The sequence below is a fragment of the Polyangium sp. 6x1 genome (assembly GCF_029946515.1).
GTDB lineage: Bacteria > Myxococcota_A > Polyangia > Polyangiales > Polyangiaceae > Polyangium.
Genome location: NZ_JARZHH010000001.1, coordinates 269,384 through 286,412 on the forward strand (window position 1 = coordinate 269,384; position 17,029 = coordinate 286,412).

General features: G+C 67.5%; 13 protein-coding genes. 10 read left to right on the plus strand and 3 right to left on the minus strand.

Annotation, left to right across the window (positions count from 1 at the left end; genetic code table 11):
- Positions 1–73: 73 nt before the first annotated feature.
- From QHF85_RS00995 to QHF85_RS01005, 3 genes are all read left to right on the plus strand, one after another.
- Positions 74–1,225 carry a histidine kinase gene (locus QHF85_RS00995; protein ID WP_281325099.1) on the plus strand — a complete coding sequence of 384 codons (1,152 nt, stop codon included), beginning with the start codon at positions 74–76 and terminating at the stop codon, positions 1,223–1,225.
- Positions 1,222–2,019, plus strand: a complete 798-nt coding sequence (locus tag QHF85_RS01000) for a LytTR family DNA-binding domain-containing protein (protein WP_281325100.1) — start codon at positions 1,222–1,224, stop codon at positions 2,017–2,019. Before QHF85_RS00995 ends, QHF85_RS01000 begins: the two co-directional genes overlap by 4 nt.
- Before the next feature lie 691 nt (positions 2,020–2,710).
- A complete protein-coding gene (locus tag QHF85_RS01005; protein WP_281325530.1) occupies positions 2,711–5,413 on the plus strand; it encodes a hypothetical protein in 2,703 nt (900 codons plus the stop codon).
- Between the two features lie 97 nt (positions 5,414–5,510).
- Here QHF85_RS01005 and QHF85_RS01010 read toward each other — a convergent pair whose 3' ends face one another.
- On the minus strand, positions 5,511–7,397 hold the full coding sequence (locus QHF85_RS01010; RefSeq protein ID WP_281325101.1) for a N,N-dimethylformamidase beta subunit family domain-containing protein: 1,887 nt from the start codon (positions 7,395–7,397) through the stop codon (positions 5,511–5,513).
- 479 nt (positions 7,398–7,876) lie between these two features.
- Here QHF85_RS01010 and QHF85_RS01015 point away from each other — a divergent pair, with 479 nt between their 5' ends.
- From QHF85_RS01015 to QHF85_RS01035, 5 genes are all read left to right on the plus strand, one after another.
- Positions 7,877–8,407 (plus strand): hypothetical protein, encoded by a 531-nt coding sequence (locus QHF85_RS01015; RefSeq protein WP_281325102.1) that lies wholly within the window; start codon positions 7,877–7,879, stop codon positions 8,405–8,407.
- A gap of 11 nt (positions 8,408–8,418) precedes the next feature.
- The gene (locus tag QHF85_RS01020; RefSeq protein WP_281325103.1) at positions 8,419–8,577 is read left to right on the plus strand and encodes a hypothetical protein; all 159 of its coding nucleotides are present in this window, start codon (positions 8,419–8,421) and stop codon (positions 8,575–8,577) included.
- 86 nt (positions 8,578–8,663) lie between these two features.
- Entirely contained in the window at positions 8,664–9,485 is an 822-nt protein-coding gene (locus QHF85_RS01025) for a class I SAM-dependent methyltransferase (protein WP_281325104.1), read from the plus strand.
- A 163-nt stretch (positions 9,486–9,648) separates the two neighbouring features.
- On the plus strand, positions 9,649–11,172 hold the full coding sequence (locus QHF85_RS01030) for a hypothetical protein (protein ID WP_281325105.1): 1,524 nt from the start codon (positions 9,649–9,651) through the stop codon (positions 11,170–11,172).
- A gap of 49 nt (positions 11,173–11,221) precedes the next feature.
- Positions 11,222–11,974 carry a hypothetical protein gene (locus QHF85_RS01035; protein WP_281325106.1) on the plus strand — a complete coding sequence of 251 codons (753 nt, stop codon included), beginning with the start codon at positions 11,222–11,224 and terminating at the stop codon, positions 11,972–11,974.
- 52 nt (positions 11,975–12,026) lie between these two features.
- Here the strand turns inward: QHF85_RS01035 and QHF85_RS01040 are convergent, their stop codons facing one another.
- Positions 12,027–12,656, minus strand: coding sequence for a hypothetical protein (locus QHF85_RS01040; RefSeq protein WP_281325107.1), 630 nt, complete (start codon positions 12,654–12,656; stop codon positions 12,027–12,029).
- Between the two features lie 108 nt (positions 12,657–12,764).
- Between QHF85_RS01040 and QHF85_RS01045 the strand changes: the two genes are divergently transcribed.
- Both QHF85_RS01045 and QHF85_RS01050 read left to right on the plus strand, forming a co-directional pair.
- Complete coding sequence (locus QHF85_RS01045) at positions 12,765–13,742, plus strand: DUF4423 domain-containing protein (RefSeq protein ID WP_281325108.1); 978 nt, start codon at positions 12,765–12,767, stop codon at positions 13,740–13,742.
- A gap of 195 nt (positions 13,743–13,937) precedes the next feature.
- Positions 13,938–15,863 carry a glycosyl hydrolase family 8 gene (locus QHF85_RS01050; protein WP_281325109.1) on the plus strand — a complete coding sequence of 642 codons (1,926 nt, stop codon included), beginning with the start codon at positions 13,938–13,940 and terminating at the stop codon, positions 15,861–15,863.
- A 13-nt stretch (positions 15,864–15,876) separates the two neighbouring features.
- Here the strand turns inward: QHF85_RS01050 and QHF85_RS01055 are convergent, their stop codons facing one another.
- Positions 15,877–17,007 carry a hypothetical protein gene (locus QHF85_RS01055; protein ID WP_281325110.1) on the minus strand — a complete coding sequence of 377 codons (1,131 nt, stop codon included), beginning with the start codon at positions 17,005–17,007 and terminating at the stop codon, positions 15,877–15,879.
- Positions 17,008–17,029: the final 22 nt, after the last annotated feature.

Genomic DNA, 17,029 nt, shown 5'->3' on the forward strand with positions numbered 1-17,029 from the left:
TCACGAGCACCCGATCGAGCACTTCGCGCAGCTTGTGGTTTCCCCGGACAACATGGGCGGTTATCATCACGCCATGCGCGAAACCGACACGGCGGGGCCCTCGCCGCTCTACGCCGAATTCTTCAGCGGGAGGCGCTGGGCCGTCGGGACGCTCGTCGTCCTCGGCGTCATGATTCTCCAAGTGGTCCCCGCGTACCTCAGCCGCGACCGCAATGCGACCGTCGTGACGATCTTCCTCGTCGTGAGTGTCCCCGCCCTCATGTTCACCCTCTCGCTGAGCTCCCGCTGGGGCACGCGGAGGCGTCTCGGGTCGGGGCTCGCGCTCACCGCCAACCTCCTCGTCGCCGCCGCTGTCGGCGCAGCGTGCACCCTCGCCATCACCGCCGTCGCCCGGAACGTCCCCAGCCTCGGCCTGCAGACCGAGCCCTCCCGCACGTACCTGCGCATCGCGGGCATCGGCATCGGGTATGGCCTCCTCATATGCGCCATGTGGGCCCTCGTGGTCGTGTATCCCTTCGCGGCCGAGGATGCGCGCCTTCGCGCGCTCGAGACCGAAAAGCTCAAAATCGAGGCCGAGAAGCTCCGCGCCGCGGCCGAGCTCGCACACCTCCGCGCGCAGCTCGAGCCCCATTTCTTGCTGAACACCCTGAATGCGATCGCCGGCCTCGTCACCCAGGATCCCCGCGAGGCGCGCCGCCTCCTCGCTTGCCTCGGCGATCTCCTCCGCGACGCCTTGCATGACGCGGACGAGATGCAGACCCTCGACGAAGAAATCGAATGGCTGCATCGTTATGCCGAGATCCTCGAATCCCGTCACGCCGGCGCCCTCCGCTTTCAGTGGGACATCGAGGCCCGCGCCGAGCACGCGCTCCTGCCCCGGCTCCTCCTTCAGCCGCTCGTCGAGAATGCCGTCAAGCACGGGGCCCTGCGCAGGCGCGGCGGGGGGACCGTGCTCGTGCGCGCGGTCGTGACCCCCGCCGAGAAAGGCGCCGACGCGCGCCTCGTCTGCACCATCGAGGACAATGGCCCCGGAATCCCGAACACGCCCCCGCGCGCCGGCGCCCTCGGCTTGCACGTGGTACGGAGACGCCTCGCGCTCAAATATGCCGATGCGGCCATGCGGCTCGACTCCTCGCCCGACGGGACCCGTTCCATCGTCGAGCTCCCGTGCATTCGGCGGAAGAATGGCCCCGGACCCGAGACCTACGTCGAGGTGACGCGATGAATGATCTTTCGAGGACCGTCGATACGTCTCGATTCCGCGTGCTCGTCGTCGAGGACGAGTGGCCCGCGCGCAATTACCTCGTCGAGCTGCTCGAAGCCTCGCGCCTCGCCGAGGTCGTCGGCGCGGTCGCGAGCGTCGGCGAGGCGCGCCAGGCTTTGCAGCCGGCCCCCGCCGGGCTCGAGGTGGACGTCGTCTTCGTCGACATCGCGCTCGAAGGTGACGACGAGACCGGGCTCGATCTCGTGCGGGCTTCGGTGCAGAACCCGCGGCGGCCGATGTTCGTGCTTGCGACGGCGTTCAAGGAGCATGCGATCGAGGCATTCGAGCTCGGCGTCGACGATTACCTCTTGAAGCCGTTCACCGAGGAGCGCGTCGAGCAATGCATCCGACGCCTCGCCGCTCGGCGTCGCCTCGTCGTGCCCCAGAGCCCGCTCCGGATCGTCGCGCGCCGCGGGCGCAGCCTCGTGTTCCTCGAACAGAACGAGGTATGGGCCTTCGAGGCGGCCGACCGGCTCACCTCGGTGCACACCCCGCACGGCACGTTCGACCTCGACCTCTCGTTGTCGGCGATCGAGGCCTCGTTCGGCCGGGCGCTCACGCGTGTCCACCGCAACTGGCTCGTGAATGCGGCCCATATCAAGGAACTCGAACGGGACGGGGGGGAGACGCGGATCTTCGTCGGCGTGGGCATCGGCCCCGAGCGGCGCGGCGTGAGCGTGCCCGTCGCCCGCGAGCGCGCGCAGGCCGTGCGCGAGATGCTTCTCGCCAGCGCGACCGGTCTCCGCCGCATCTGATCGCCCCTCGCCTCCGGACCACTCTCTCTATAGAGGGGCTCGCACGACGGAAGCGGTCGCACGCCGACCGATGCGCGCGGTCACCGCGCCCTGCATGGAAAGCGCCGCGACCACCCCAGTGACTGCCAGGTAAACCGATGCGGCGGGTGCGGGAACGGTGACCTCTTCATAGAACTGTTCCAGCCGAATCCGTGTGCGCTGCCCGTGCGTGAGGATACGGGAAGCGAGGGTTGGCGCAGAGGGACGGGTGGGGACGAGCGCCGAAAAGGCAAGGTGCCTTTCGTGAGCGTGCCGCGACCACGCGGGCGTGACGAAAGGCTCATGCCAACGATGGCGTCGAACATTTGGCGTTCTACCCATTCATGCGCACCGGGATACAAAATAATCTTGAAAAACGGACAGGGACCGGGTAGTCAGTACACTCGCAGGAAGAAGACCCCAACCGATAGGTAGGAGGAGTCGAGCGATGGTCCGTTCATGTCGACCATCGATCCCCTCTGCCTTGTCCGCTTAGCTGAATTCCATTCGTCCGACCTTGGGCGATTGCTTGGTCGCTGAAAGGGGAGATATGTCCACCGATCTCCACACGCGGGAGCTCCATGGCTCCGGGCTCGATCACGCCATGAGCACGGCGGCGCCACGTCGCCGCAACAAGACCTGGCTCACCCTCGCGGCCGCCCTTTCGGGCGCGATGTTGCAAGTGAGCCCTGCCAGTGCGGCGTCCTATACACTCTTTGAAAGCGGCCAGGTCCGGCCTCTCGCGCTCTCGCCAAACGGTCAGCGTCTATACGCCGTGAACACCCCCGACAATCGGCTCGAGGTGTTCCATGTCACGACCTCGGGGCTCTTGCATATTGGGTCGGTCACGGTCGGACTCGAGCCTGTCGCCGTCGCGGCGCGAAATGACAGCGAAGTCTGGGTGGTCAATCATCTCTCCGACAGCGTGAGTGTGGTGGACGTCTCCGCCCCCTTTGCGCCGCGCGTCGTCCGGACGCTGCTCGTCGGCGATGAGCCGCGCGACATTGTGTTCGGCGGCCCGAGCCGCAGCCGCGCGTTCATTACCACGGCGCACCGCGGCCAAAACGCTCCTTTTGATCCCCAGCTCACGACGCCCGGCATTGGCCGGGCGGATGTCTGGGTCTTCAACGCTACAAACCTCGGATCGAGCACGCTCGGAGGGGTCCCGCTCAACATCATCAGCCTGTTCACGGACACGCCACGGGCGCTCGCGGTGAGCCCGGACGGGCAACGGGTCTACGCGGCCGGCTTCCACACGGGCAATCGCACCACGAGCATTCACAGGAACCTCGTCCTCAAGTATGGCGCGATGCCGCCGCCGCACACCAATGCGGACGGCGACCCCCAGCCGCCGACGGCGCTGATCGTGAAGTACGACGGCAATCACTGGGTGGACGAGAGCGGGACCGCGTGGGATCCGGCCGTCAAGCTCTCCCTCCCCGACAAGGACGTGTTCGTCATCGACGCGATGGCCAACCCCCCCGCGCAGCTCGCAGGGAGCTCGGGCTATTACACGGGTGTGGGCACGGTCCTCTACAACATGATCGTCAACCCCGTGAACGGGAAGGTCTACGTCACGAACACCGAGGCGAACAACCTTCAGCGATTCGAGGGTCCGGGAATCTTCGCCGGCTCGACGGTCCGGGGTCACCTGCATGAAGCCCGTGTCTCGGTGCTGTCGAATGGCACGGTCAAGCCGCGCCACCTCAACAAGCACATCAACTACGCCTCCTGCTGCGCGCCGCTGCCCAACGCCGTGAGCGAAAGCAGCCTGTCGACGCCCGTCGGGATGGCCATCACCAGCAATGGCTCGAAGCTCTACGTCGCGGCGCTCGGCTCCAGCAAGATCGGCGTCTTCGACACGGCCGCGCTCGAGAACGACACGTTCACCCCGAGCGCCTCGAATCAAATCGTCCTCGATGACGGCGACGAGCCCGTCGGCCCGACGGGCCTCGTCCTCCACGAGTCGAAACATCGGCTCTACGTGCTCACGCGGTTCGACAACTCGATCGCGATCGTCAACACGACGACGAAAGCCGTCGTCGGCCGCGTCCCGCTCTACAACCCCGAGCCTGCGAGCGTCATAGGCGGCCGGCAATTCCTCTACGACGCTCGATTCAGCTCCGCCAACGGGGAGTCGTCCTGCGCGAGCTGCCACGTCTTCGGCGACATGGATAGCCTCGCCTGGAACCTCGGCAATCCGGATGGCCCGACAGGCGTCCTGCCGGGGCCGATCGCCAGTCCATTTCCGAAGTTCTTCGCGACGTTCGATGGTTTCTCCTCGCTCAAGGGGCCAATGACGACGCAGAGCCTGCGCGGAATGGCGAACCATGGCCCCATGCACTGGCGCGGCGATCGCACCGGCGGCAATGACGAGCCGAGCGCGCAGCCGAACGCCGGGACCTTCGACGAGCGCGCGGCGTTCCGGCAATTCCAGGCCGGGTTTGTCGATCTGCTCGGCCGCAGCGAGCCGATCCCCGAAGACGACATGGAGTCCTTCGCGGATTTCGCGCTCCAGATGATGTACCCGCCGAACCCGATCCGGAGCCTCGACAACTCGCTCACGCCGGACCAAGAAGCGGGGCGCGATCATTTCTTCCTGGAGGGTGGGGCCCTCGCCGGCGCTTGCGAGACGTGCCACAGGCTCGACCCGGCCGCGAACGCCGAATTCGGCGAATCCATTCCGGGATTCTTCGGCACCGCGGGCGGATACATCGTCAACGAGCAACCCCAGAGCCTGAAGGTCCCGCATCTGCGCAACCTGTACCAGAAGGTGGGCATGTTCGGCATGGACCAGGTGCCAAACATCTTCGCCAAGGACAACCAGCACATGGGCGACCAGGTGCGCGGATTCGGCTTCACGAACGACGGGTCCGAGGACACGGTCTTCCGCTTCATGAACTCACGCGGGTTCGATAATCTGACGTCGTTCCCCGCGAGCCCCCCCGTTTCTCCGAACGGCTTCGACGAGAGCCCTCCGGGGGCAGGCGACCCGGTGCGCAGGCAGGTCGAGCAATTCCTCTTGGCATTCGACAGCAACCTGGCGCCGATCGTCGGTCAGCAGGTCACCGTCACGAACCACAACAGCGCCGCCGCGAAGGTGCGCCTCGATCTTCTCGTTGCACGCGCCGAGGTCGGCGAATGCGATCTCGTCGGAAAGACCCGCTTCGCGCTGCACGAGGTCGGCTTCCTGTATGTGGGCGCGAACGAGTTCACGTCGAGCTACCAGTCGTTCGGAACGGTTTCAAAGACCGCGCTGCTCAACCTGGCGCAATTCTTCCAGCGCGAGCTGACCTTCACGTGCGTGCCCCCCGGGACCGGCGAGCGAATCGGTCTCGACCGGGACGAGGACGGCATCCGGGACGGCGACGAATGATCCCGCGCGCTGCCGGAAAGCACGGCCCCACGCCTTCGCGGTCCTGAGGACCCTTCGCTCGTGGCGGCCCTTCGCCGCGATGCAATTCACCGATGGCTCATCCCGTCTCCGAGAGCTCGTCGAGCAACTGGCGCGCGAGCTCGGCGAGGCGATCGGCATGATCGCGGATCGCGCGTACGATCCGCGCTTCGGGCGGGGCACTGGGGCGCTGGAAGAAGGGCTCCGTCGGATCGAGCGGCTCATACTCGGATGCAGATAGAAGGGGGTCGCGCGCTCCACAGCGCGTCGCGTGCTCCGTCGGGCCCCCGTCGTACGCGATTGCGGCGACCTCGCACCGCATCTCCAGCCAGCGCACCTCGGCGCGTGTGTAGGGCACGACGGTGAGCGTGCCGAATGCGCCCGCGGGATCGCCCTCCACGTCGATGAGCACGCTGACCGTCACCGGCGCGCGCGGCGAGGGCATCGTCAGTGTGAGCGAGGGGCCGTCGAGCGGCCCGGTCTCGCCTCCGGAGGCCGACCAGCGATACGTGAGCGCGCGCCCCGGCGGCAAGGAGCTCGTATCGATGTAAAACGTGCCTGCCTCGCCCTCGATGGCGACGGGACGGCCGCACCGGGTCGGGAAGGAGCCGCTGATGCGTACCGACGCAGCGCCGAGCCTGTCGAGGACATTGCGCGTGATGCATTCGACCGCCGGCTCGCCCGCGTCGAGCACGCGCGGCCAGTCGACCGTGGCTGCACTGAAGACGATCCCGCGACGTGCATGAAGGCCCATCGTCGCAGCCGCGAGGGGGCCGCGACTCGCGCCCTCCCAGCCCGCAACCGAGGCCGTGGCGAGGATGTCGAAATCGAGCGGTGTGCCATCCTCGCCCGTCGGCATCGGCACGCCCGCGGGGCCTTCGGTGAACACGGCGCCGTCGGCCTCGTAGCCGACGACGGCCTCGCGCTCGCCGAATACGGAGCCGTCGTCGAGCCCGGTGCCCTCGAAGACCCAGTGTCGCGCGCGCCGGACCGTGTAGCCGCCGTTCGACGGCCGCGGTCCATTCCATTGCCCGCCCGCGCCGGCGTAGCCCACGCCGGTGAGAACATTCTCGGGAAGGATACGGCGCCATAGATCGCAGGGAAGGCGCTCCCCGGGGGCCCGCCTCTTGTCGACCGTGATCGCGGCTCCGCCGTCCTCGACGCTGACGCGCCAGTAGCAAACGTTGCCGCTGAAGAAAGCGACGTTGCCGCCGCGATTCACGAAGGCCTGGATGTGCTCGCGCATCGCCGCGCTCCAGTATTCGTCGTGACCGACGCTCAGGAGGAGCCGATAGGCCGAGAGGAGGCCTCGATCTTCGTGGATGTCGAGATCGGTCGCGTAATCGACGTCGTAGCCGTTCGCCTCGAGCCAGCGGATGAATTTGGCGTCCCAGTGCTCGAACACCTGTCGAGGCGACGCCAGGTCGTAGACGTCGACGGCGAACGCGTCCCACGGCGTGCCACCCGTGCCGTTGCCGGGCCTGTGCAGCGTGACCTTGCGGCCGGGCCAGGTGTAAAGGCTTCCCCTGGGCTCGCCCTCCGCGTTGTACGCGCAATACGTGAAGAGAGGGATCTTGTAAAGGATGCGCGCGGAAGAGCCGGGCGTCAGGTTTTTCACGACGAAGAGCGCCTTGGCCTCGCGCCCGTCGGCGCTCGAGCGATCGAGCTTTTGGCATGCGCGTTCGCGGCCGTGGCCATCGCCCTCGATGAACATCGCGACATGAGCGCCGGTCCGGAAGCTCTGGGGGATCTGAAATGGGTGGCCCCGCCAGGCCCTCGCCCCATCGTCGTAGGGCGCGAGCCGTGGAAAGCGCTCTCCCGCGATCCAGTCGGTTTCGGCCACGCGCTCGAGCGTGGCGCCCTGCCGGTAAAGCTCGATCCGGAACTCGGGGGCATCGGTGGAGACATGAAAACGAATCGTTTGTCCCGGAAATACGCTCGCGGCGCTGGGGTAGCCGAGGATCATGCCGGGCTCGTGAGGCCAGCAAGCCGCTCACGCAACTGGCCGTCACCGTCATCGACCACGCCGGCGACCGCCGCACCGACACCCACCGCTGCATGCGGACAAGCCGAATACGCCGAAGAGCGTGGAGGGCGCGAACTCTCCCACCAGAGACGGGCTCGACGTGGCCCCCGGATTCAATGCACACGAAAGAATTCATCGCAGCCACAATGTCCTGAACGCGGAAGTTTTCACGACTATCGCTTTCACCAGCGACGCAATCGTGCTGCGGGCTGGCCGCTCCCATGGGCGCACACCAAGGTGAGCGATTCTTATCGTTTGTGCACGTACGGCTTTGGCGTGTTCGATGCCGGGATCCGGCGCTCGTTCGCACGCACGGGGCTGCTTGCGCGGTCGCTGTCCGCGGTGGAGCAGAAATGAGACACGCAAACACCGAGCCTTTCGCGCGCGAGGAGACGCTCGCTTCCCGCGGCTCCCGGCCAATGTCCCCGCTCGAGGGGAAGCTTTCGTCGCTCGACGAGGTCCTCGCCTACAGGAACCGCGACGTCGTCCAGCGCTTTCTCGATTCGTATCCCATCGATCCGGCGGACGCCGAAGAGATCTTCATCGAAATGAAGCGATGGCTCTGGTTGACGGGACATCAACCCATGCTCCGCAGCCGCAGGCAGCTCGTCGTGACCCGGCCGATGGCCGCGCTCGACGAGATGTGGCACTGCTTCGTCCTGTTCACGCAGGATTACGCGGATTTCTGCTCTCGCTTCTTCGGTCGATTCATCCACCACCAGCCCGTGACCCTGGCCGAGAAGGCACGCACGCGAAGGCGCCTGCAGAAGGATCCGGAGGGATTCGCCCGCGCCATGGCTCGGCAAATGGAGTGGCAATACGGGCTCATCGCGGAGCACCTCGGGGAGGATACGCTCCGCAAGTGGTACATCGAGCTACCCTCGAAATATCCACTGGAAACGTTGCAGCGGCTGAATGCGCAGTCCGCTGTGGCTGGTCGGCACGGTTGAAGGAGACGATCATGAAGAAGAAGAGCAAGGTGATCACGAAGAAGGCCGCGAAGAAGGCGGTGGTGAACAGCGCGCTCATCCAGTCGCTCGTGAAGAAGGACCTCGAGAGCCTCGCGTCCGGCGACTCCGCCGTGTGTAGTGGTCCCGTCTGCATCACCAACTGCAAGTAAACCAAGGCACCCCCATCGAGCGGCCCTCGGGTCCCCCGGGGGCCGCTCCCCTGACAGGCCGGACGCGCCCGGACGAGGACGCCACCATGGATGCGACAGCGCTGATTCGCGATACATACGACAAAGTGGCTCCGACCTACGATCGGGACGAGAACGATCAGGTGCTCCGCCGTCGGCTCTACTGGTTCGTGTATGAGAGCCTCACGTGGAATGCGGTGGCCGCTATCCTTCCCGAGGGCCGGAGCCTGCGCGTCCTCGACGCCGGAGGCGGGAGCGGCAAGTTCGCCGCGCTCTTCGCCGAGCGTGATCATCACGTCACGGTGCTCGATCTCTCGCCTGGAATGATCGAGCAGGCCAAAGCCCGCTTCGCACAGCGAGGGCTGCTCGCGCGCGGCGCCTTCGAGGTGGGGACCATCGTCTCCTTGCCTTTCGCCGATGGCGCATTCGATCTGGTGTTCTGTGAAGGCGATCCGGTCTCGTACTGCACCACCCGATATCGAGAGGCCATCGCAGAGCTATGCCGGGTGGCGGTCCCAGGTGCTTACGTGGTCCTGGGGGTCGACAATCGGCAGTCTTATTTCACGGACGCCCTGAGGTCCGGAAACAAGGCGGAGGCCATGTCGATCCTGCTCACCGGGCGGGCGACCTGTCCCTACGGGCTGCCCACCCACGCCTTCACGATTCCCGAGCTCGAGGAGGCGGTGGACGCGGCCGGCGCCGACGTGGTCGAGATTTTCGGCAAGCCGGTGCTCTTTCGCGAGGTGGTGGAGGCCCTCGCGTCGGCGCGCGGGCCCGACTTCGATCCTTGGGATGCACGCCACGAGATCCTCGCATTGCAAGAGCGAATCGCGCACGAGGGGTATGCGACCGCGGGCGGCCACCTCCAGGTGATGGCGCGCCGTCGCTGATCTCTCGACGGCGGAACAGAGACCGCAACGCCGCCCCTGGTGGGTGTTTCCCGCGGATTCTTCGGGCCCGCGCGCCCTTTCTCCTGGACGCCCACCGTGCGAGCGCTCTACCGTGCACCGGACGGAGGGACAAAGCCGCCCTCGTCGGGGGGGTGATTCCATCATGGCCAGGAACCGGGGCGCACTTTTGTCGAGCGTCTACGACCGGGAGTTCCCGGACGTCAAAGGCCTGGACGCGCTGGCCCGAGCCGTCCAGCAACGCGCCATCGCTCAGCGCAAGTGGTCGTCCGAGGGGCTCCTCGCGTCGCTCGCGCATATCGCGAGCTACGACGACGCCACGTTCGACGACATCGTGATCGACCCCGGGTTCGTCGACGCCCTCGCCGAGGGGACAGAGGCGCGAGACCGGGACATCGTCGCGGAGGCGAGCGTGGAGCTCCGGCGATGGCTCGACGATGGTGACGGCGGCAAACGACAGCGCGCGCTTTACACGCTCGTTCGGTTCGTCGGCCCCACGTCGGAGCTCGTCGCGAGCGGGCTCGCCGGCCCCCCCGAGGACCAGCTCGCGGTGATTCACGCGCTCGCAAACGGCGTCCGCTTCCCGGTGCTGCCCGCGGAGCTCCTGCCGCTGCTCCGACCTCTGCTATCGCCCGCGGCCGTGAAGCGGCGCGCCGACGGAGACGTGGCGGATTGGCGGGACTCCGAGCGCATCGTGCGACTTTTCCTCCGGATCGAATCGAGAGCTGGGTCGGACGAGGTCCACGCCGTATTCCTCGACGCGCTGGAGGTCGACGAATTCCGGCCGCTCCTCCACCGGCAGCTCGCGCGAGGCGAGCTCTCCGACCTTCGAATGCCCGCCTCTCCTGTGGTCCGAGGCCGATTCGAGCGCGGAGCGGCCATCCTCGAAAAAGCTCGCAAGGCCGGCCTACCGAATCGCGTCGAAATCGTGGTGCTCGGGCTCCTCGCCGCGCTCGTGCGACGCGACGAGGCCCTCGCTCGCCGAACGGTCTCCATTTTCGATTTGATCGGAAGCACGACGTCGCCCGAGACGTTGGTCCCTTTCGTCGAGCTCCTCACGGGCTCGATCGATCTGCTCGGGCCGGACGAGCTCCTGAAGCTCGCGGCATTCATGACGTGGGATCCCGAGGAGCGGCTGCCCGCGGCCGCGGCCGCGTGGGTGCGCCTCGAGCCTGCGAAGGCGAAGGAGCTCGCGCAGCGCTTTCACGAGGGGGACCGGGCCCGCGTCGAGAGGCGCTGGCTCGCCGCCGCCCGCGCGCACATGGCCTGGCCAGGCCGCAAGCCCGAGATTGCCGCGCTCATCCCCGAGACGGCGCTCGCCGCGGCGCTGGGAGATGCTCCGAGCGCGATCGCCCGGCCCATTCTGGAGAGCCTCCTCCGCAAAGCGCGGAACGGCGCCGAGCTGATGTTCGCCGTCTCGGTCGCTTCGGAGCGCCGCGAACGCGACGTCCTCCGCGCGGTGCTGGAAAAGCTCCGAGACACGCCGTTCCGCGTCGACGTTAAGCTCGAGCGCCTGCTCGTCCCGCTCATGGGGCCGGAGAACGAAGACGAGGTGCGAGACGAGATTGCCGGGGAAAACCCTTTTCGCGACCGGCGCGAAGCATTGGCGCGGGCCCTCGCCGCGGCCCTCGCGCAGCCCACCTCCCGAGGGACCTCCGCGTCTTCATGAGGCTCGCGCGGCCCTACGAAACCCCGGGTATGCTACGAGGAGGAATGTGATGCTTCGCTCCCGCGCGCGGGTCGTCAGCACAGGCTTGCTGCTCGCGTCCTGCCACGCGCCCGATCAGCGCGCCGACGCGCATACCACCGATTCCGCGGCGACCGGTCGCCCAGCCGCGCCGGCGCATTCCGCGCCCCCGACGCCTGGCGCGGGGAGCGCCGCGGGAGCGCCGCCCCCGGCCGAGCGCGCATGCAAGCGGGACGATGAATGCGCCGTGGCGCGGGTGGACGTGGAGGGCGCGAATGCATGCTGCCCGGCTTGCGGGACGACGCCGGGCACGCGCCGCTGGCACGCGGATCTGCAGCGGTATTGCGCGGCTCACCCGCCCTCGACGTGCTCGGGGCTCGCGTGTCCGGAGGGGCCCACGCGCGCCAGCTGCCGCGATGGCCACTGCGAGGCGACGGCGACGGGCACGGACGGACAGCCCGCACGCGTGCCGGTCGAGCAGCAATGCATTCCCGCCATGGTCTGCGACGCGTGGGCGGGTTGCGCCCTCGTGACCGGGAATGCGCAGGACGGGTGGTTCGTCGCCGACGGCGAAAAGGTCCCGCGCGGCGAGATTGCCACGATGGGGAACGTGTGCACCGTCGGGGATCGCTGCGAGGCGGCGCGGGTCCTGCCGCCCGGCGTGGTTTGCCCGCCCTGGAGCGTGCCGCCGCGCATCGAAGCGCCGCCCTATACGTGCGCAATGGTGGGCGGGAAATGCCGCTCCCGCTCCTCGCCGCCTCCTCCCGGCACCCGCGCCCCGTGAAAGCGCGTTTCGCCTCAGGAGAGGCGATGTGAGCACGTGCAGGTGCTCGGTCTCAAAACGTGCCGACTTCGCCGAGCAGCGTGCCAGCTTGGACCAGGTCCGCATGACCCCGAGGGGTCGACGCGCCCGCCTCCCAGTGCAACTCGACCTGGAGCTCGTAGGAGGAGCCGCACGCCTCGCAATTGTCCCCCGAATTGCCGCCGGCGTACACGTCCGGAAACGGGTTCGTCTGGAAGTAGAGAACCAAGCGAAGGTCCGCGGCCCCGTCTTCAGCCCGATAGAGATCCCCGCGCTGCTCGTGCTGGAGAATGCCGTCGGCGCTCGCCAGGTTGCTGAGCACGGAGACACCCAGATACTCGTCGCCGCACTTGACGCGGTCGAGGTGAACCACCACCGGCGAGCTCTCGGTGTCGGCGGCGAGCGACCAGCTCACGGTGCTCTTCTTTCCGTTGGCCCACGCTACCTCGAAGGTCCCTGACCCGCCCGTCGCGTCGATCGCCTGCTGGCCGCTCACGCCGAAGGGCGTCACGTCGTTGAGGTCATGCTCCGTGGCCGTCCCAACCGGCCACCAATGCGGGGACATATCGCAGGGATCGGCGGCGATCTCCCCCGTCTGTCCCCCGATGCTCGTGCACCCCATGAGCAACCCCGCCAAAGCCCAGCAAGCAAGTCGTGCGTTCATCGAAGCCTCCGTTGCCCTCCATTTGCCGCAGCCCTCGGGCCAACGCAAGGACCGCGTAACGCACATACGCACTATCTATCCTTCCGATCTGCTATCCTATGTGCATATATGCGATACAAAAAGGCGCACTACGATGAAATCGCAAAGGATTTCTGCCGAGCGCTCCGCGGTCGGCGCTCGCAGCGGCAGCTGAGCGTCCGGCTCGGGTACGGAACGAACGTGGTGTTCGGCTGGGAGTCCGGGCGGCGTTTTCCCACGCTCCCCACCCAGCTCCGCGTCGCGGCGTACAACGGCGTCGACGTCCATCGCGCGCTCTCGGAATTCGTGCGCCAGGAGCAACCGTTCGGCGCGGACATCGCCGTCTCCGACCCGGCCCTCACGGCCGCCCTCTTTCAGGTCCTCAAGGGCGGCCTGAGCAACGCCGAAATCGGCTCTCGCATCGGGCGCAGCGCCTCCCAGGTGTCGCGCTTCATCGCGGGCACGTCCCAGCCGCGGCTGCCCGACGTGCTTGCCATTCTCGACGCGACCACCGACCGGCTGCTCGACTTCCTCGCCCTCTTCGTCCACCCGGGCGAGTTGCCCTCGGTTTCGCGCGACTTCCGCGTGCTGGAGGAGCGCCGCCGGATCGCGACGGAGCTACCCTGGTCCCACGCCGTCCTTCGCGTCCTCGAGCTCGCCAGTTATGCGGCCCTGCCCTGCCACGACGACGCCTGGGTCGCCGCGCGCCTCGGGCTCCCGGACGACGAGGTGCGCGCGTGCCTCGAAGCCCTATCGCGGGCGGGCCTGGTCCGATGGCACGAAGGGCGATATGCCGCGACCGCCGAGACCGTCGACATGAGCCGAGGCCCCGCCGAGCCACGACAACGATTGAAAGCGCACTGGCTCGACGTCGCCGCCCGCCGGCAGCGTCGCGGCGATCCCGGCCTGTATTCCTACAATCTGGTCAGCGTCGCGCGCGCGGACCTCGAACGGCTGCGCGCTCTGCACGTGCGATATTTCCACGAGCTTCGCCAGATCGTGTCGGATTCGCGCGAGCCGGACTGCGTCGCGCTGGTGGCGATGCAGCTCCTGGAGCTCGGCGCGTGAGGCCTCGGACCTCGCGGGGGTGATTTCGTTGATCACCCCTGCGATCGAGCAAATCACCTGCCTTTGACGCATCCGCCGGCGAGCCCCTCGAATCCCGCGCGATGGAAGGGCTCGGAGCGTGGCACAGGAGCTGCTCTAGCTCCGGGCCGACGACGCTGACCCGGAGCGGGTTGGCCGAACCTCAAGGAGCGCCCCATGAAGACGAATCGTGCCTTCTTCCACGTCGCGACATTCAGCCTCCTCGCGGCGACCACGGCGATCGGCTGCGGCGACATGGATGCGACCGAGCTCGACGAGGACGTGTGGGAGGCCGAGAGCCTGCTCATGGCGCCGAGCCAGGCCGACGCGGACAGCGCGATTAGCAGCGCCTACAGCTCGTGGAAGAGCAAATACGTCACGTCTTCGGGCGCGGGCGGCTTCCTGCGCGTGCAGCGGCCCGAGAACTCGAACGACACCGTGTCGGAGGGCATCGCGTACGGCATGCTGCTCGCAGCATACCTGTCCGACAAACCCACGTTCGACGGCCTCTGGAGTTACGCGAAGAGCCACCTCGACGGCAATGGCCTCATGCACTGGCAGATCAACGCGAGCAACTCGGTCATCGGCTGGAACGCGGCCACCGACTCCGACGAGGACATGGCGCTCGCGCTCATCGTGGCCGAGAAGGCCTGGGGCGCGTCGTACGGAGTCGACGCGAAAGCGCTGCTCGGGCGCATTCTGCAGTACGAGGTGGAGAGCGGGACGAACGTGCTGAAGCCCGGGGACGCGTGGGGCGGTTCCTCCGTGACGAACCCGAGTTATTTCGCGCCCGGCTATTACAGGGCGTTCAAGGCCTACACGGGCGACGCGCGGTGGGAGAGCGTGGCGAACGCGTGTTACCAGATCATCGCGAATCTGAATACCAAGACGGGCGCGGGCACGACGGGCCTCCTGCCCGACTGGACGACCGCGGCGGGCACGCAGGCCTCGGGGATGGGCTTCGATTATCGATACGACGCGGCGCGCGTGCCGTGGCGCCTCGCGGTCGACGCGGCCTGGTACGGGGCGCCGCAGGCGATCGCGCAGCTCGACAAGTTGAATGGGTTCTGGAAGGGCGTGGGCGTCGGGAACATCAAGGACGGGTACACCGTGTCCGGGGGCCTGCTCGGGCAATGGCACAACGCGACGTTCGTGGGAACGGCGGCGGCCGGGGCGTCCGTCTCGACCGACGCGGCCTTCAAAGCGGCGATGTGGAACGAGACGAAGAACTTCCAGAGCGAGAATTATTATAACGACTCGCTCCGCGTGCTCGCGCTTCTCTTCATGGGCGACCGGATGCCGAACCCGGTGGGCGGGAGCACGCCGCCGCCGTCCCAGAATGCGGCGCCCTCGGTGAGCGTCACGGCCCCGTCGAACGGGGGCACGTTCACGTCACCCGCGAGCATTTCGATCGAGGCGTCGGCGAGCGACAGCGACGGGACGGTGAGCAAGGTGGAGTTCTTTGCGGGCGCGGTGAAGCTCGGCGAGGACACGACGGCCCCGTATTCGTATACGTGGAGCAACGTCGCGGCGGGCTCGTACGCGATCACGGCGAAGGCGACCGACAATGCGGGCGCGGCGACGACGTCGAGCGTGGTGGCCGTGACGGTGAACGACCCTGGCCAGCCCCCGCCGAACGGGGGCGGCTCGCTGTCGGTGCAGTACAGGGCGGGGGACACGAACGCGAGCGACAACCAGATCCGGCCGCATCTCAACATCGTGAACACCGGGGCGAGCAGCGTGCCGCTGAGCGAGCTCAAGATCCGGTACTGGTACACGAGCGACGGCGCGAACGGGCAGCAATCGGCGTGCGACTATGCCGTGGTCGGGAGCTCGAACGTGACACGGCAATTCACGGCGGTGAGCCCCGCGCGGTCGGGCGCCGACACGTTCGTCGAGGTGGGCTTCACGGCGTCGGCGGGCAGCGTCGCGGCGGGCGGGCAGAGCGGCGAGATTCAGCTTCGGTTCAACAAGGACAACTGGTCCAATTACAACGAGGCGAATGATTACTCGTGTGATCCGACGAAGACGAGCTTCGCGAACTTTACGAAGGTGACGCTCTACAGGAACGGCGCGCTCGTGTGGGGGACGGAGCCGCAATAGAGCGGAAGCTGCTTCAATTCTCCACGGGCGCACACCCGTGGAGATCGAAGGCCCTCACGAGGAAGGCCGCATCCTCGACCGGGTGAATGGCCTTCGTCCACGCCTGCACGCGCGCCTCGTCGCCCGCGCGTTCAAGCACCTCGATCGGCGTGTCCTTCGCAATCGCGCCCACGGTCCTGCGTTCGCCGAATGCCTCCGCCACGAGCGGCACGTCGCGCGCGCAGCGCCATCGCTCCTTCACGACGAACGCAGGCTCCGGAACGCCCCTGCCGCCGCCGCCGCTCCCGTATCCCGCGAGCGAACCGGCGGGCTTGAGATCGGATGTCTTCACCCAGCCGAACACGACGAGCGTGTCCACCGGCAAGGACACGCGGGACATTCCACCCCTTGATTCGAATACGGTCACGTGCGTCGCTTCCTTCACGGCGATACGAGCGACGGGTTTTCCCTTCGGCTCGACGGCGATCGCCACCCGGCTGCCCGGTAAAAACGCCTTGATGTCCTGCTTCTTCGATTCACCCCCGCCGGGGACGGCCTCGTCCGCGTCGAAGGAGCCCCCGTCGAGACCCACGTCCCCGCACGGCCGCGTCGCGCGGAGGGGCGGATCGAGCACCTCGAGCGTCGCGGATCCGGGGTGCGTCACGGTGAGCGACGCGTCCTTGCCCTCGGACCAAGCGAGGCGGGCGAAGATCGTGGGAATGGCAAACCCATTCAGGACGAAGGGCACATTCGGGCTCAAGGAAGAGCCCGCGGCCGGAAGGTGGCCCTGGACGGTGAAGCCCGCGTCCCGGATCTGCAGGACGGTATCACCGGCCGGCCCAACGGGGACCGAAAGGCGCGCCGCGCCGCCCCTGATTCGAACGAACGGTTTGTCGCCGAGGCGCAAAGCGAGGTCGGTGATGTCGGCAGTGCCCATCCATCGCGGCGCGTCGAAGGCGCACGCGACCGCGGCGTCGAGGGCGACGAGCGGAGGCAATGGGGTTTCGGGAGGCGGAGACGGAGGCGACGGCCCGGGGGCCGGCAGGGGCGCGGCGGCGACAGGCGGCGGCACATTCACGAGCGGCTGGGGTTCCGGTGGCGGCGGAGGCGCAGAGGCGCAGCTTGCGAGGAGGAGCAGGAGTGCGAGGGCCGGCGAGCGAGGCATGCCGCGGGACGGTATCATGGAA

Excerpts from the sequence above, each read along its gene's own strand:
- QHF85_RS00995 (WP_281325099.1), top strand. The coding sequence starts at position 74 with ATGCGCGAAACCGACACGGCGGGGCCCTCGCCGCTCTACGCCGAATTC.
- QHF85_RS01000 (WP_281325100.1), top strand. The coding sequence starts at position 1,222 with ATGAATGATCTTTCGAGGACCGTCGATACGTCTCGATTCCGCGTGCTC.
- QHF85_RS01005 (WP_281325530.1), top strand. The coding sequence starts at position 2,711 with ATGTTGCAAGTGAGCCCTGCCAGTGCGGCGTCCTATACACTCTTTGAA.
- QHF85_RS01010 (WP_281325101.1), bottom strand. The coding sequence starts at position 7,397 with ATGATCCTCGGCTACCCCAGCGCCGCGAGCGTATTTCCGGGACAAACG.
- QHF85_RS01015 (WP_281325102.1), top strand. The coding sequence starts at position 7,877 with ATGTCCCCGCTCGAGGGGAAGCTTTCGTCGCTCGACGAGGTCCTCGCC.
- QHF85_RS01020 (WP_281325103.1), top strand. The coding sequence starts at position 8,419 with ATGAAGAAGAAGAGCAAGGTGATCACGAAGAAGGCCGCGAAGAAGGCG.
- QHF85_RS01025 (WP_281325104.1), top strand. The coding sequence starts at position 8,664 with ATGGATGCGACAGCGCTGATTCGCGATACATACGACAAAGTGGCTCCG.
- QHF85_RS01030 (WP_281325105.1), top strand. The coding sequence starts at position 9,649 with ATGGCCAGGAACCGGGGCGCACTTTTGTCGAGCGTCTACGACCGGGAG.
- QHF85_RS01035 (WP_281325106.1), top strand. The coding sequence starts at position 11,222 with ATGCTTCGCTCCCGCGCGCGGGTCGTCAGCACAGGCTTGCTGCTCGCG.
- QHF85_RS01040 (WP_281325107.1), bottom strand. The coding sequence starts at position 12,656 with ATGAACGCACGACTTGCTTGCTGGGCTTTGGCGGGGTTGCTCATGGGG.
- QHF85_RS01045 (WP_281325108.1), top strand. The coding sequence starts at position 12,765 with ATGCGATACAAAAAGGCGCACTACGATGAAATCGCAAAGGATTTCTGC.
- QHF85_RS01050 (WP_281325109.1), top strand. The coding sequence starts at position 13,938 with ATGAAGACGAATCGTGCCTTCTTCCACGTCGCGACATTCAGCCTCCTC.
- QHF85_RS01055 (WP_281325110.1), bottom strand. The coding sequence starts at position 17,007 with ATGCCTCGCTCGCCGGCCCTCGCACTCCTGCTCCTCCTCGCAAGCTGC.